At 66.7% G+C, this 12216-nt stretch carries 14 protein-coding genes; 11 read left to right on the top strand and 3 right to left on the bottom strand.

Annotation, left to right across the window (positions count from 1 at the left end; all coding sequences use genetic code 11):
* The first annotated feature begins 785 nt into the window (after window positions 1–785).
* The 3 genes from H489_RS37980 to H489_RS20980 are packed head-to-tail and all read left to right on the top strand — an operon-like array spanning window position 786 to window position 2027.
* A complete protein-coding gene (locus H489_RS37980; RefSeq protein WP_167578276.1) occupies window positions 786–1010 on the top strand; it encodes a hypothetical protein in 225 nt (74 codons plus the stop codon).
* Window positions 1011–1034: 24 nt separating this feature from the next.
* The gene (locus tag H489_RS20985; protein ID WP_017885607.1) at window positions 1035–1238 is read left to right on the top strand and encodes a hypothetical protein; all 204 of its coding nucleotides are present in this window, start codon (window positions 1035–1037) and stop codon (window positions 1236–1238) included.
* Between the two features lie 3 nt (window positions 1239–1241).
* Complete coding sequence (locus tag H489_RS20980) at window positions 1242–2027, top strand: Fic/DOC family protein (protein WP_017885606.1); 786 nt, start codon at window positions 1242–1244, stop codon at window positions 2025–2027.
* A 45-nt stretch (window positions 2028–2072) separates the two neighbouring features.
* Here the strand turns inward: H489_RS20980 and H489_RS37975 are convergent, their stop codons facing one another.
* Entirely contained in the window at window positions 2073–2465 is a 393-nt protein-coding gene (locus H489_RS37975) for a hypothetical protein (RefSeq protein ID WP_167578275.1), read from the bottom strand.
* Window positions 2466–2545: 80 nt separating this feature from the next.
* Here H489_RS37975 and H489_RS37970 point away from each other — a divergent pair, with 80 nt between their 5' ends.
* On the top strand, window positions 2546–2995 hold the full coding sequence (locus tag H489_RS37970; protein WP_167578274.1) for a hypothetical protein: 450 nt from the start codon (window positions 2546–2548) through the stop codon (window positions 2993–2995).
* 260 nt (window positions 2996–3255) lie between these two features.
* On the opposite strand, the gene H489_RS0118140 is transcribed toward H489_RS37970, so the two are convergent.
* Window positions 3256–3711, bottom strand: a complete 456-nt coding sequence (locus H489_RS0118140) for a hypothetical protein (protein WP_017885602.1) — start codon at window positions 3709–3711, stop codon at window positions 3256–3258.
* A gap of 377 nt (window positions 3712–4088) precedes the next feature.
* On the opposite strand from H489_RS0118140, the gene mobF reads away from it, so the two are divergent.
* The 5 genes from mobF (at window position 4089) to H489_RS20950 (ending at window position 10064) form a co-directional block, all read left to right on the top strand.
* Window positions 4089–7868 (top strand): MobF family relaxase, encoded by a 3780-nt coding sequence (gene mobF / locus H489_RS20960; protein WP_167578273.1) that lies wholly within the window; start codon window positions 4089–4091, stop codon window positions 7866–7868.
* Between the two features lie 238 nt (window positions 7869–8106).
* Complete coding sequence (locus H489_RS37555) at window positions 8107–8808, top strand: hypothetical protein (RefSeq protein ID WP_152427118.1); 702 nt, start codon at window positions 8107–8109, stop codon at window positions 8806–8808.
* A gap of 10 nt (window positions 8809–8818) precedes the next feature.
* Window positions 8819–9121, top strand: a complete 303-nt coding sequence (locus H489_RS37230) for a cold-shock protein (RefSeq protein ID WP_152427117.1) — start codon at window positions 8819–8821, stop codon at window positions 9119–9121.
* 95 nt (window positions 9122–9216) lie between these two features.
* Entirely contained in the window at window positions 9217–9423 is a 207-nt protein-coding gene (locus H489_RS20955; protein WP_017885600.1) for a hypothetical protein, read from the top strand.
* A 287-nt stretch (window positions 9424–9710) separates the two neighbouring features.
* Window positions 9711–10064 (top strand): hypothetical protein, encoded by a 354-nt coding sequence (locus H489_RS20950; protein WP_152427116.1) that lies wholly within the window; start codon window positions 9711–9713, stop codon window positions 10062–10064.
* A gap of 23 nt (window positions 10065–10087) precedes the next feature.
* Here the strand turns inward: H489_RS20950 and H489_RS20945 are convergent, their stop codons facing one another.
* The gene (locus H489_RS20945; RefSeq protein ID WP_017885598.1) at window positions 10088–10945 is read right to left on the bottom strand and encodes a hypothetical protein; all 858 of its coding nucleotides are present in this window, start codon (window positions 10943–10945) and stop codon (window positions 10088–10090) included.
* Between the two features lie 97 nt (window positions 10946–11042).
* Between H489_RS20945 and H489_RS20940 the strand changes: the two genes are divergently transcribed.
* Together H489_RS20940 and H489_RS0118135 are read left to right on the top strand one after the other, a co-directional pair.
* On the top strand, window positions 11043–11354 hold the full coding sequence (locus H489_RS20940) for a hypothetical protein (protein ID WP_031259064.1): 312 nt from the start codon (window positions 11043–11045) through the stop codon (window positions 11352–11354).
* A complete protein-coding gene (locus tag H489_RS0118135; protein WP_167578272.1) occupies window positions 11351–12214 on the top strand; it encodes a nucleotidyl transferase AbiEii/AbiGii toxin family protein in 864 nt (287 codons plus the stop codon). Before H489_RS20940 ends, H489_RS0118135 begins: the two co-directional genes overlap by 4 nt.
* Window positions 12215–12216: the final 2 nt, after the last annotated feature.

Here is a 12216-nt window from a genome sequence, read left to right as displayed (position 1 = left end):
CGATCACATTGGTGTCAGATGTGCACTGGCTTCGAGACCATGATGCGATCTGACGGAACCATCTGCGTCTGCAGATTGCACGTGCTCTCCTGCAGCAGGGCCACCTTGACGGTCGATTCCATGATTTCCCCAATCTCATCGATTCGCGAATGGCGCATTTGCGTCATTGCATTCAACAACGTACGCGCGTCCGCGTCCCGGCGCAAGAGCGGATTGGCGTGGGCAGAGCTCGCAGCTCGGAACGGTCGTCATGTGCACCCCCGTGTGCAGTGGGTGCGTCTGTCCGGAGCGGAGCCACCTCAGGGCATCGAACTCGACGACGGGTGGACTGTCGGTCCTCCAGAAGAGGGCAGCTCGACTCGGCGATCCTCGCGACACTCACGGAGCACCTCGGACGAGCCACGACCACGCCGAACGACCTGGTCGCAGCCGTGTGGAATGGCTGGGGCGACCTCAGTGGCGGTTCAGCGTCAGGCTCTTTCGTGGTCGGGGAACCCGGTACTACGCCGAGATGTGCCGCCGACCCGCTCCCGCCGAACCGACCGCATCGGGTCCGACGTTCGCGGAGATCTCCCGGACCCGCGGCGAGGACGACCGTGCCGCCCGCCACGAAGCGACGATGGATCGCATGTTCCCCCAGTACGCCGGCGCCCGGTGAGTTCAGATCGGGACCGGGGAGCATCAGGGGATGATCGGTGAGGGGCAAGGCGTTGACGTCGAGCAGGCGATGGCGATGATCGAGAAGTGTCAGCAGTTGGGTGGGCACTTCCCGGATGCGGATGCGCTTGGCCGAGCGGCAAGCGGAGGTCGACGCGGCGTGGAACGCGTACAACGCCGCTGACTTCGACGCCGACCGGTACTACCGGGCTGCGTACGACCACGACAACCACGACTGCGCCATCCATGCGAACAAGGGCCGCTACCAAGGCTCGTCGACCCGGCTGCTGCACTGGGACGACCCCGACGATGACGAATCGGTAGACCCTGTTGAGCAGACCGATCCGCGGTAGAATTGACCCAGGAGGAACGCGACTATGAGCATCACGACACCGCGCACCGGACAGGTGTCCCCGGCTGAAGCAGACCGCCGCGTGGACTTCGCTGACGCTGCGCTCGGCGCGGCCGGGCACCAGGTCACCGACCCGATCCTCCGCGAGTACAGCCGCCGCGTCGCCGAGGGCACCATGACCGCGGAAGACGCGATCGCTGCCGGGATGGCGCACCTCGACGCACGCTGAGCCGTGCCAACCACCTTCCGTGCCTGGGATGACTACTTCATCCCGGGCACGACTGTTCTCCGGAACAAGCTCGGCGCCACCACCGCGGCGGACCTCGCAGCGCGGGAAGAGTTCGCCGCGCAGGTGCGACTCGTCGAGCTCGCCGCGGATCCCGTCGACGGCCGGTTCGATTACGACCACATGAAGGAGATCCACCGGCGGATCTTCCAAGACGTCTACGAGTGGGCCGGGCACGAGCGCGTCGGCCCCGACACCCGGATGACGAAGGACGGCCCCGACGTCGTCAACTACGCCCTCGGTGACCCGGCCGCCCCGACCGTGGCATACGGCTACTACCCGGGGCCGGGCATCACGTCGGCGGCCGAGCACCAGTACCGGCTCCTCGAGCGAGAGCAGCACCTCACCGGACTACCGCGCGAACAGTTCGTCGAACGCCTCGCCGAGCACTGGGGAGAGCTGAACACGATCCATGCGTTCCGAGAGGGCAACACCCGGGCGCAGTTCGTGTTCTTCTCCGAGCTCACCGACAACGCCGGCTACCGCCTCGACGCCGGCCAATTCCACGTCGGCGCTCCGCTGCGCGACGCGTTCGTCGCTGCCCGCTTCTACAACCAGGCCACCGGTCGCTCCGACCGTCTCGCTGAGGTGCTGAACCAGGCGGTCACTCGGCGTGACGTGCGGCCGACTGCGCGACCGGGGGGGCTCCAGCATCGAACGGCTGCAGCAGCGCGTCGACGAACAACGTGCACGCCGGCGGGACCAGTTTCGTACCGGTGGGTTCAGCACTGACGATGGCCGTAGCGGCCCACAGCGTGGACCCCAGCGGTGAGAGGGCTAGACCAACCGCCAGCCGTTGCCGGCACGCTCCGTGAGTGCGAGGTAGCAGAACCCGGCGATGCCGATCGGGATCGACAGCACCCACAGGTAGACGTACACGTTGAACCGCACGAGCAACACGAACAGTGCGAGCGGACCCATCAGGATCCAACCGCCCATGCCCTCACGCATCGGCTGCGTCACTCGGAAGTAACTCTCCCGTGCCAGCGGGTACGCGAGAGCCTGCACCATCACGAACACGATCGCCGCCGCGAAGGCGAACCAGTCGCCGCCGGCGGCCGCGCGGGTCGCGAGGTAGATGAAGAAGATGCCGGGCAGCAGTCCGAGCACGATGCTCGACGGCAGCCGTGTGTACCGTCGATTGATCCATGCCCCCAGTACGAATTGCATGGGCTGATCCTGGCAGGAAGGACCGACACGTGACCGTCCCGTCGACGTCGACCGCCTCGGAGCGCTTCTGGTCCCACGTCGTGAAGGGACCGGCGCTGACGGACTGTTGGATCTGGACGGGTGCGATCGGTGACGACGGGTACGGCCGCTTCTGGGTGCCGCAGCCGGACGGTGGGCAACGCGCGATGCGTCCGCAACGCTGGCTGTACGAGCACCTGACCGGTGTCGCGCTCCTGCCCGACGTGTTGTTGCTGCACGCGTGCGATGTGCCGTTGTGTGTGCACGTCGACGTCGACGAGTCCCGGTCGCATCTGGCAACCGGGTCACACCGGGGGAACATGCTCGAGCGGGTGCAGCGTGGCCGGCACCGGAACGGGTCGACAGCAATTCGTACCGCAGGGCTTGCGCGTGCCGAGCGTGTGCGGTTGTCGCGTGAGCTCCGGGAGGTGTTCCGCGATCATGGGTGGGATCCCGCTGCGATCGCAGCACACAAGGCCGGCATCGATCCGGACACGCCAACGCTCTGGTGAGGAACCCGCCGAACAGCGTCGGCTAGGTGATGCCAGGTGTCTCCGTGTGGGCCGGACACAGGTCGGTGTAGCTGCGGGACGTGTCTGCGGTTGTCCACCCGTGCTCGCGCGCGAAGGTGCGCGCCTCGGCGCGGGTGCTGTTGTCGTCGGCGACTGCGACCGGGATGATGACCCGATCACAGCCGAACGCATCGCAGCTGACGATGAACGCTGAACGGGCGGCCATGACGGGAGCTAGGCGGCCCGGCGGTGGGACGGGATCACGCGGCCGCGTGCTCGTCGTAGTGGGCGTCAGCGTGCTCGCTGATGTCACCTGACTGGTTCTCGTTCCGCTGTTCGCTCGTGGTGCCCTCCGGGGTGGGCTGAGCGTCGGCGTCCGCGGCGCGCTTGACACGCTTGACGTCCTTGAGTGGGATCCCGAGGCGTGCCGCGACTTCGTCGCGGCTGACCTTCGTGTCAAGCATCCGCCCGACGATCCCGGCCGCCTCTGCACGGGATGCTTCGACCTTCCGCTCGGTTTCGGAACGGATTGCCGCGATGCGCTCTTCCGCGGCCGTCTCGATGCTCTCGACGGCGTCGATGGCGATGAAGTACTCGGCGGCGAGTTCTTCGAGCTGGTCCTGCCGGCGGCGGAACTCCGCCGCTCGTTCCGCGGCGCGTTCACGTGCGGCCTTCCGGGCGGCGGCCTGCGTTGCGGACTTCCGGTTCTCTGCCATCTCGATCCCTCCCGATCGTGCTTGGCCGCTCATGCGACCTAACGGCTACAACCCCGAACGCGGGGCGGGGCGGTTCGGGAACGGACCGGGCGAGCCGGGCCGTGTTTATCCGAGCCAGAGCCGTGTCCGGCTCTGGCGCGGATGCTGCCTTCGACGCACTCCCAACCAGATGCAACGACATCCTTCGTTCCTCAGTCGTCGAAGCCTCTGGTCTTCGTGGTCTCAACCAGCATCCGCGCTCACTCTAGCTCGCGTGCCAGTTCCCCTCATCCTTCGGTCCACTAGCTGTCACACCATTGGCATTATGAATGAGTGGGGTACTCTTGCCGCATGTTCGCCGCCGCTGACCGTCCCGCTCTGGGGGTCTGCTGATGACGATGAGCTTGCATGTGCTGTCCACGGGTGACGGGTACACGTACTACACGTCGGAGGTCGCCACGGGCGATGTGCGTCGTGCGCAGGGCCGCGAGATTGGCGACTACTACACGGTCGAGGGGAACCCTCCGGGGCAGTGGGTCGGCGGTGGGATCGGCCTGCTCGGCATGGCCGGTGAGGTGACCGAGGCGCAGATGAAGGCCCTCTTCGGTGAGGGTCTGCACCCTGACGCTGAGGCGATGATCGCTGCGTCAATGGAGGCCGGGAAGAGCTACGAGGACGCGGAGAAGGACGCCCGGCTGGGTCGGGCGCCGCACCGTATGTCGGCGTCGTCGACGAAGCTTGCGGTCGCGATCATGGAGGCTGAGGACCGCTTCGAGCGCACCCGCCACCGTGAGCCGGACGCGTCGGAACGCTCGCAGCTGCGGACCGCTGTCGGGTCGCAGGCGTTCCGTGAGGCGAACGGCCGGCCGCCTGCGGACGGTGAGGAACTGGGGAAGTTCATCACCGCCGCGACCCGCTCGGAGCGGAACACCGTGTCGGGTATCGACCTGACGTTCTCCCCGCCGAAGTCGGTGTCGATCGCGTGGGCTGCGGCGATCGCGCAGGACGATCACGTGACCGCGCGGCTGATCGAGCAGGCGCAGGAACGTGCCATTGCGGACTCGATTGCGTGGCTGGAGGAGAACGCGATCGCGACCCGTGCCGGCGTGAACGGTGTCCGTCAGCTCGACGTCGAGGGCGGGTTGATCGCGACGAAGTTCCGCCACCACGATTCCCGCTCCGGGGATCCGCAGCTCCACGATCACGTGGTCGTCGCGAACCGTGTCCTGGGCTCGGACGGGAAGTGGCGGACGCTGGATTCGAAGCTGCTGCACCGGCAGGCGATGGCCGCCGCGGCGATCCACAACCGTGCCGTCATGGACTACGTCTGCGAGCTCACTGGCGCCACCACGCGCGCCCGTGTCCTCCGTGCCGGGGACCCGCCCGTGGTGGAGCTCGCTGGCGTCAGCGATGACCTGATCGCCGAATCGTCGACCCGTTCCCGTGACTCCCGGAAGGTCGCGGCGGAGCTCGAGCGGGACTACCGACGCGACCACGGACGCTCCCCGGACCGGGCCACGAGGCGGAAGATCGCACAGCAGGCGGTCCTCGCGACCCGGCCGAAGAAGGAGCACATCCGCCCCGTCGCTGAGGTGGCAAAGACTTGGTTCGAGGCCGCGCGGAAGACCACCCGGCGTCAGGACCTCGAGGTCGGCGCGCTCCTCGGCCGCGGGCTCAACTCCGACTATGACACTCCGTTCGACCCGGAGGACGCCGCACGGACGATCCTTGCGAAGGTGTCCGAGGACCGGTCCACGTGGGGTGTCAACAACGTGCAGATCGCCGCGGAGCAGTGGGTGAACGAGCACCGCGGGATGCCGGGCTTGGACAGCAAGACCGGCGCCGCGGTCATCACGAAGACCGTCATCGACGGCCACTCCATCCGCCTCACCCCGCCGCCGGCGCACGGCACGTTCCAGCCCGTCGCGATGCGCGACGGGTCCTCCCCGTACGCCTCCAAGGGCGCCGTGGTGTTCTCATCGCAGGCCGTGTTCGACGCGGAGCGGATCATCCTCGACGCCGCGAAAGACCGCACCCTCGGCCCCGTCCGCGCCGAAACGTTCGCCGCCGCGCGAGCCGAGCACGGTGCGCATCTGGACGCCGGACAGGCTGCTCTCGCCGCGGCGTTCGCGTGCGACCCGGTCCGCGTCATGGTCGGGGTCGGACCTGCCGGTACCGGGAAGACGACCGCATTGAAGGTCGCCGCACGCGCGATTGAAGCGGAGGGTGGGCGCATGATCGGGCTGACCCCGTCCGCTGCGGCGGCCGCGGTGATGTCCGACGCCGTCGGCATCAAGGCCGTCACCCTCGACAAGTTCCTCGTCGGCAGTGACCTTGAACAGCTGCTCGAGGCGAAGTCGATCACGGGTGACATCGACCTCCGCCGTGGTGATGTGATCGTTGTCGACGAAGCCGGCATGGCCGGCACCGTGAACCTCGCCAAGGTCGTCCGGATCGCGGAGCTCACCGGCGCGCACGTGCGGTTCATCGGTGACGACAAGCAGCTCGACGCCGTCGCCTCCGGCGGCATGCTCCGCCTCCTCGAGCACGAAGTCGGGGCTACCTACCTCGACGAGCTCCACCGGTTCAGCAACCCCGACGAAGCCGCCGCGACCCTCCTCCTGCGCGACCCGACGGTGCAGGACCCGTGGGTCTGGCACCTTGCCAACGGGCGCGTTGTCGGTGGCGACGCGGACAAGATGGCCGACCACGTCTTCAACGGCTGGCAGCAGGACATCGACCAAGGTCTCGATGCCCTGATGGCCGCCCCCACCCGCGCCCAGATCGCCGAACTCAACGCCCGCGCGCAGGCGTACCGATTCACGACCGGTGAGGTCCACGGGCGCCGCAGCGCAGCCCTCATGGACGGCTTTGACGCGCACGTCGGCGACCGGATCGTGACGCGGAAGAACGACTACAAGCAGCGCATGCACCGGGGACGAGAGTTTGTGAAGAACGGCGACCGGTGGACCGTGAAGCGTGTCCACGACGACGGCTCCCTCGATGTCGTGCACGCCGGCCACGGCGGCAAGCTTCGCCTCTCCGCTGAGTACGTCAAGGACCACACGCAGCTCGGCTACGCCCGCACCACCCACGGGGAGCAGGGCAACACTGGCGACACGATGTGGCAGATGGTCGACGTGTCCACGTCCCGGAACGCCGCCTACGTCGGCGGGACCCGCGGCCGTCACCGCAACACGTTCGCGGTGATCACCGAACCCGGCCAGGACATGCGCGACGTCCTGGCGAAGATCGCCGGCAACGTCGACCCGAACCTCACCGCCCACGAGCAACTCCGCATCGCCCAGCGCGACGCGGACCGCATCGTGACCCTCGCAGACCAGTACGCGGACCTCACCCAGCAGGCCGACCGGATCCGCTTCACCGCGGCCGCGGAACAGGCCCTCGGCATCGACGTCACCAACAGGCTCGGCGGTGAGGACACCTGGGGTGTCACCGTCGCCGCGATGCGCCGTGCCGAGCGGGCCGGCCTCGACCCCGCCGACGTGCTTTACCGGGCATGGACCGAACGACCCGTCGACGACATCGATAACGTCCCAGCTGTACTCGGCGCGCGGATCACCGCGCTGACGAAACAGTGGGAGCAGGAGCATCCGCACCCGGCAGCGGCGCCGGAGGTGCCGAGGTGGATCGCCGATGCCGCGCCTCTGCGGTCCCGGCACCTGCCGGCGGCTTGGCGAGACGAGCTCCAGGAACGCCACGAGCACCTCCGTGCTCGCCTCACAGAACGCGGCGAAGCGATCGCGGCGGAGCAGCCGGCCTGGACCCTGCAGCTCGGCTCGGTCCCCACCGAGCCGGACCGCCGAGCCGCATGGGTTCGCCTCGCGGCCGAGGTCGACACCTTCCGCGATCGCTATAACGTACCCGTCGAAGAAATCAACGCGATCCCGGCCGACCGCCGCACCGACGGCATCGGTAGGGATCTCCAGGTACGCGTCGTCGCGTCCCATAAGTCGCAGATCCTCCGTGAGCAGGCCGCAGAACGGAAAGACCGCCTCGCCGCGGTCCGAGGCCGCGACTCCGACGCCACCCGCCGACGCCGCGAGGCTTGGGAGCGTGCGCACGGCCGTCAGGTGTCCACGGGACAGTCGAAGGACGCCGGCACCGCCCGCGACCTGCCGCCGACGCCGGCCCGCGGTATCGATCGTGAACTGTGAATCAGGCTTGCATCGATGGCTCGTCGTCCCGGAACGGGACATGTCCACCGAGACCGACGGGTTTGGCGGGCCATGCCCACCGGGCCAGTACCGCTCGCGCATTCCTGAAACCGTTTTCAGATTGCGGGCTTGAGGGGCACCTTTGGCGTGAAGTTGCGCGGATCTCTCTTGTGGCAGTCCACCCCAGTGTGCTTTGCTCCTGCCTACAGGCGGCAGGGGCCCGCATGAGGGGATATTGATGCAAATTAATAAGCGTTCTGCGCTGTGGAGCCTGCCGTTTGGTGCGGTCCTTCTTTCACTTGCGATGGCCGGTCCGGCTCACGCCGCTACAGTTCCGATTGACTCGGATCAGCCGGTCCTGTCGTCAACGCTGACAATCACGAACAGTCAGGGCGCGTCGACGACAAGCTCGTCCACGGGCACCCTTCAGTCAGTTCAGGACGTCACGCCCGCCGACTCAGCCGACTCCGCTGAGCCAGCACAGGTCGAGGATGCCGGAGCTTCGCAGGCAACGCCATCCCCGCAGGCAGTTACCAGTTCGGCTGTTGCTGGGCCTAAGGGAGCGAAGCTGTTGTGCAACAAGTTCTACAAGTACTCGGACTCCAACGTCAGCTACACCGTGCAGCACCAGTGTGGTGGCAAAACCATCCCGTGGGGCATCAAACTTTCGCCGGCCCTGTGCGCCGCGGCCACGAGTAACGTCACCGAAGCAGGACAGATTTGGGCACGGAACGGCAAGACGCAGCCGAAGCAGGCCGGGCATAACGTCGTCTGCTCGTACCAATTTCACGGCAACTACAGCAACTCGCCAGACGGTACGCACATCGCCTACTCGGACGTCCTCACCTGGCGCGTCGCCGGTGACGGCACCGCGACGCTGCAGGTTTACGGCTCCTTCACCGCAACGGGCAACCGCTGCGGCTCCGCAACTTCCTGCTGACGCGATCGTGATGTCAGACAACGGGATAGTCCGCATATGGAAGCCCGACGAGGGCTGGGGCGTCGTTGACGTCGACCAGATTGATGGCGGCATTTGGGTGCACTTCAGCGCTATTGAAGGACGAGATTTCGGCGTTCTTGCAATTGGAGAGACGGTCGCTGTCGATTGGGAGGACGTGGAACATCCGCCCTACGCCGCTCAAGCAACCCGGGTCACCACCGCTGGATATGTTGAATCGTCCCGCAGCGATTCCGACTCCGGCATTCTAAACTCGCACTTGACGATCGAGTGGGATAAAGATCGGGATAAATAGCCCTGCAACGCTGCCACGAATCTGGAAAGCAGCAGACACCCCGGCGCCCCAGGACGGACGTTGCGAAGGCGCTGCCATGTTGCCGCGGAATCTACATGACCATTGAGAAGGACGCCGGCGAATCGGTCGACGTGGACCTCGCGGTCGACTGGCGTGCGCAAGACCCGCTGACGCTCTCCGTCGAGCCAGTCCCGAGCGTGGAAGAAGCGGTCGGTAAGAAGGTCAGTGCGGCCTACGGGCGCGCCGGCAGCAGACGAGACCTGCCGCCGACGCCGGCGCGGGACAACGACCGCGAACGCTGAGTCGACAGACCTGAACCCAGCACCTGAGGCGGACTGCTCAGATGAACGCGTCGCGCTCGAAGCCGAAGGGGACCGGGTTCCACGGGCGGGGTTGGTGGCGTCGAGCTTTTCCAAAGACGCCGGCTCACGTGCACGCGAACCTTCGGGATTTCGAGGAGCGCCTTGCGGCGTACCGAGGCGCAAGCGAGCCCGCCCGGGCCGAAGCCCGGGCGGTCCTGCGGAGACGCGCTGCGGAATACGGCAGCTCCTTGCCGGGGGCGGTCCTCGGGGCGGGACTCGCAGCGCTTGTGGCCCTCGTCAGTCTCATCGGCACGTACACGATCTTCCTCATGCAATCCGGCGTTGCTGCTGCGCGCGATGCCCAGGTGCGAGCCGACGCTTTGAACGATGCCGGCAAGCTCGACGAAGCAAAAACGTCGCTCAGTGCAGCACTCCGTGGCATGGACGGCCTGCTGAACAGCGGCGGTGAACTTCTTGTTCAGATCGGCGTAGCCGTCCTCGCTGGGATCTTCACCGCCTGGATCATCGCTCGCGATCACGCCGCGTCCCAAGCCATCGCGACTGCTTGGCTCGAGGCGTACCTAGAAGTCGAGAAGGCCCATACCGAACCCCCTCCTCCGCGGAGATGGCTGCGCCGATAACCGCCGTTATGTCAGATATCAGATCAACCGACGTGAAAGTCTTTCGACTCGTCGCCCCCGGTCCCGCGCCAGCTGACGCGGAGGATGCCTTCTCCCCCGCTCATCACATACTGGGTGTTCACGATCCGGGTCTGACCCGCATGCACCGTCGTTGGTGCGCCGGTACCTCCGATGAGCATTGGCGAGCGTTCACCGACCGACTCGAAGGTGACATCTTGAGCGTCCTCTGACCCGGTGTTCGTCACTTCCAGCCAACGACGAGTGGTGTACTTCGGCTTTCCGTTATTGTCCACGCCAGTCATTTCACGTTCGCGTTGCGGTTGCACGTGGAAACGAATCATCGGCTCAGGACTTGGCGGAGTGGCCTGCGCGAATGGGTTCACCTCGGCGATGTCATGTTCGATCGCCTTCCACACTTCGTGCTCGAGCTGACTGGTGTTGCTGTACTCCCCCAGCAGTCCCTTGGACTGCATGTCGGCGCGGAACGCTCGCAGGGCATCGAGCTGTTCGGTATTGACGTCGGCCGGGAGCGGAGCCGTGGAGAAGTACAGATGAACCGGCTTGCCTGCCTCGAGTGCTCGGTCGATCTCCTCGGCGGTACCGGAGATCGCATCGGGGGTAGCGGAGCCGAGCCGGCCGGCGAACATCGAGATGACGATGTCGGACCTGTCGACTCCCTGCGCGTTGATCAGCCGCTGCGGGCCAGCCCCGAGGACCGGCACGGCCGAGGTCTCCCAACGCCACGGTTGGAGAACGACGCCCCGCCGACGTGCATTCGCATCGTTCCAGCTGTAGATCGCGTGTTCCACGGCATCACGATCCTCCTGCACATCGGAGGGAGATGCGATCATCAGGGTGAGGACAGTCGCTACATAACTCATGTGTGAACGTTAGACACGACGACCGACACGGTCCTTCCCCGCCGTGGCGGTCTCATCGAAGGCGAGGGACAATGTGCAGTATCGGAAGGAGGAACCGATGGGATCACGCGTGCTGTACCAGGACATCAAGCCCTACGACGTGCCCGTTTCCCTTGTCGCCCTCCACGGCCCGGCCAGCGGCATGCTGGCGCTCCCGCTGGACGTGTACTGGGGTCCCGACCCTGACGCCGACCTCGACACGCTCTCGGGCGTGACGAAGGCGTACCAGGCGATCCTCCGCGAGGGGGCTTCGGAGGTGCAGGAGGCGCTGCTGAACCGCGACGTCCTGCTGCGGACCTGGGATGAGCTGCTCCTGCCCGTTCGCGTGCGGTTGCTCTGGGAGTCCCGGTTCCCGGAGCTCACCGCGTGAGCGACGACCGCGATCTTCAGTTTGAGGTAGCGCAGACGATCCTCCTCGGCGCCGATCAGCACGGGTTCGTGCTCGCCGGGTCGGGAGCGATCCGTGAGCACGGCATCGTAGACCGCCTCACCCGTGACGTTGATCTGTTCACCAACCGCTACGACGCGGCCGAGTTCGACCGCGCCGTCTCCGAGGCCAGCACTGTCCTCGCGGACGTCGGCTACGTGGTGGAAGAGCGCCGTCGGGCGGAGTACTTCGCGCATCTGAACGTCACGGCGGCGGATGGCCGCCAGGTCGACGTCGACTTCGCGTACGACTGGCGCGGTGCGGAACCGGCACGGTTGCAGGTGGGCCCGGTCTTGTCGGTGGATGACGCCGTGGCGTCGAAGATCAACGCTGTGTACACGCGCCTCGAGGCGCGTGACTTCATTGACCTCGACGCGATCCGGTCCTCCGGTCGTTACTCCGACGAGGAACTGCTGCGACTCGTCGCCGACCGGGACGACGGATTTAACCGTGCGATGTTCGCCCAGCAGCTGCAGCAGGTCGACCGGATCCGGGATGACCGGTTCGCCGTGTACGGCCTCGACAGCGACGCAGCGGCCGCCATGCGGGCACGCACCACTCAGTGGGCGGCAGAGCTTGCCGAGGGTGGCGAGCCGCCCGCGCCGACGTCGCTGCCGGCAGCAACGCGGACAACGACGCTCGCTGCGATCCGTGGCCACCGTGAGCCCGAGGTGCAGGCACGGCGTGACTCCTGGGAGCAGGCCCACGGACGACCGATGCGGTCCGGCACCGGGCCGTCGACGCCGGCACGTGATCTGCCCCCGTCGCCGGCCCCGGGTCGTGAGGTCGATCGCGACCGATGACA

Source organism: Curtobacterium flaccumfaciens UCD-AKU, from assembly GCF_000349565.1.
GTDB lineage: Bacteria > Actinomycetota > Actinomycetes > Actinomycetales > Microbacteriaceae > Curtobacterium > Curtobacterium poinsettiae.
Note: the sequence above shows the minus strand (reverse complement) of the source record. Positions and strands in the feature narration are given on the sequence as shown.

Bases quoted from the DNA above. Each gene is read 5' to 3' on its own strand.
- H489_RS20985 (WP_017885607.1), top strand. From the start codon at position 1,035: ATGAGCATCACGACACCGCGCACCGGACAGGTGTCCCCGGCTGAAGCA.
- H489_RS37975 (WP_167578275.1), bottom strand. From the start codon at position 2,465: ATGCAATTCGTACTGGGGGCATGGATCAATCGACGGTACACACGGCTG.
- H489_RS0118140 (WP_017885602.1), bottom strand. From the start codon at position 3,711: ATGGCAGAGAACCGGAAGTCCGCAACGCAGGCCGCCGCCCGGAAGGCC.
- mobF (WP_167578273.1), top strand. From the start codon at position 4,089: ATGAGCTTGCATGTGCTGTCCACGGGTGACGGGTACACGTACTACACG.
- H489_RS37555 (WP_152427118.1), top strand. From the start codon at position 8,107: ATGCAAATTAATAAGCGTTCTGCGCTGTGGAGCCTGCCGTTTGGTGCG.
- H489_RS37230 (WP_152427117.1), top strand. From the start codon at position 8,819: ATGTCAGACAACGGGATAGTCCGCATATGGAAGCCCGACGAGGGCTGG.
- H489_RS20955 (WP_017885600.1), top strand. From the start codon at position 9,217: ATGACCATTGAGAAGGACGCCGGCGAATCGGTCGACGTGGACCTCGCG.
- H489_RS20945 (WP_017885598.1), bottom strand. From the start codon at position 10,945: ATGAGTTATGTAGCGACTGTCCTCACCCTGATGATCGCATCTCCCTCC.
- H489_RS20940 (WP_031259064.1), top strand. From the start codon at position 11,043: ATGGGATCACGCGTGCTGTACCAGGACATCAAGCCCTACGACGTGCCC.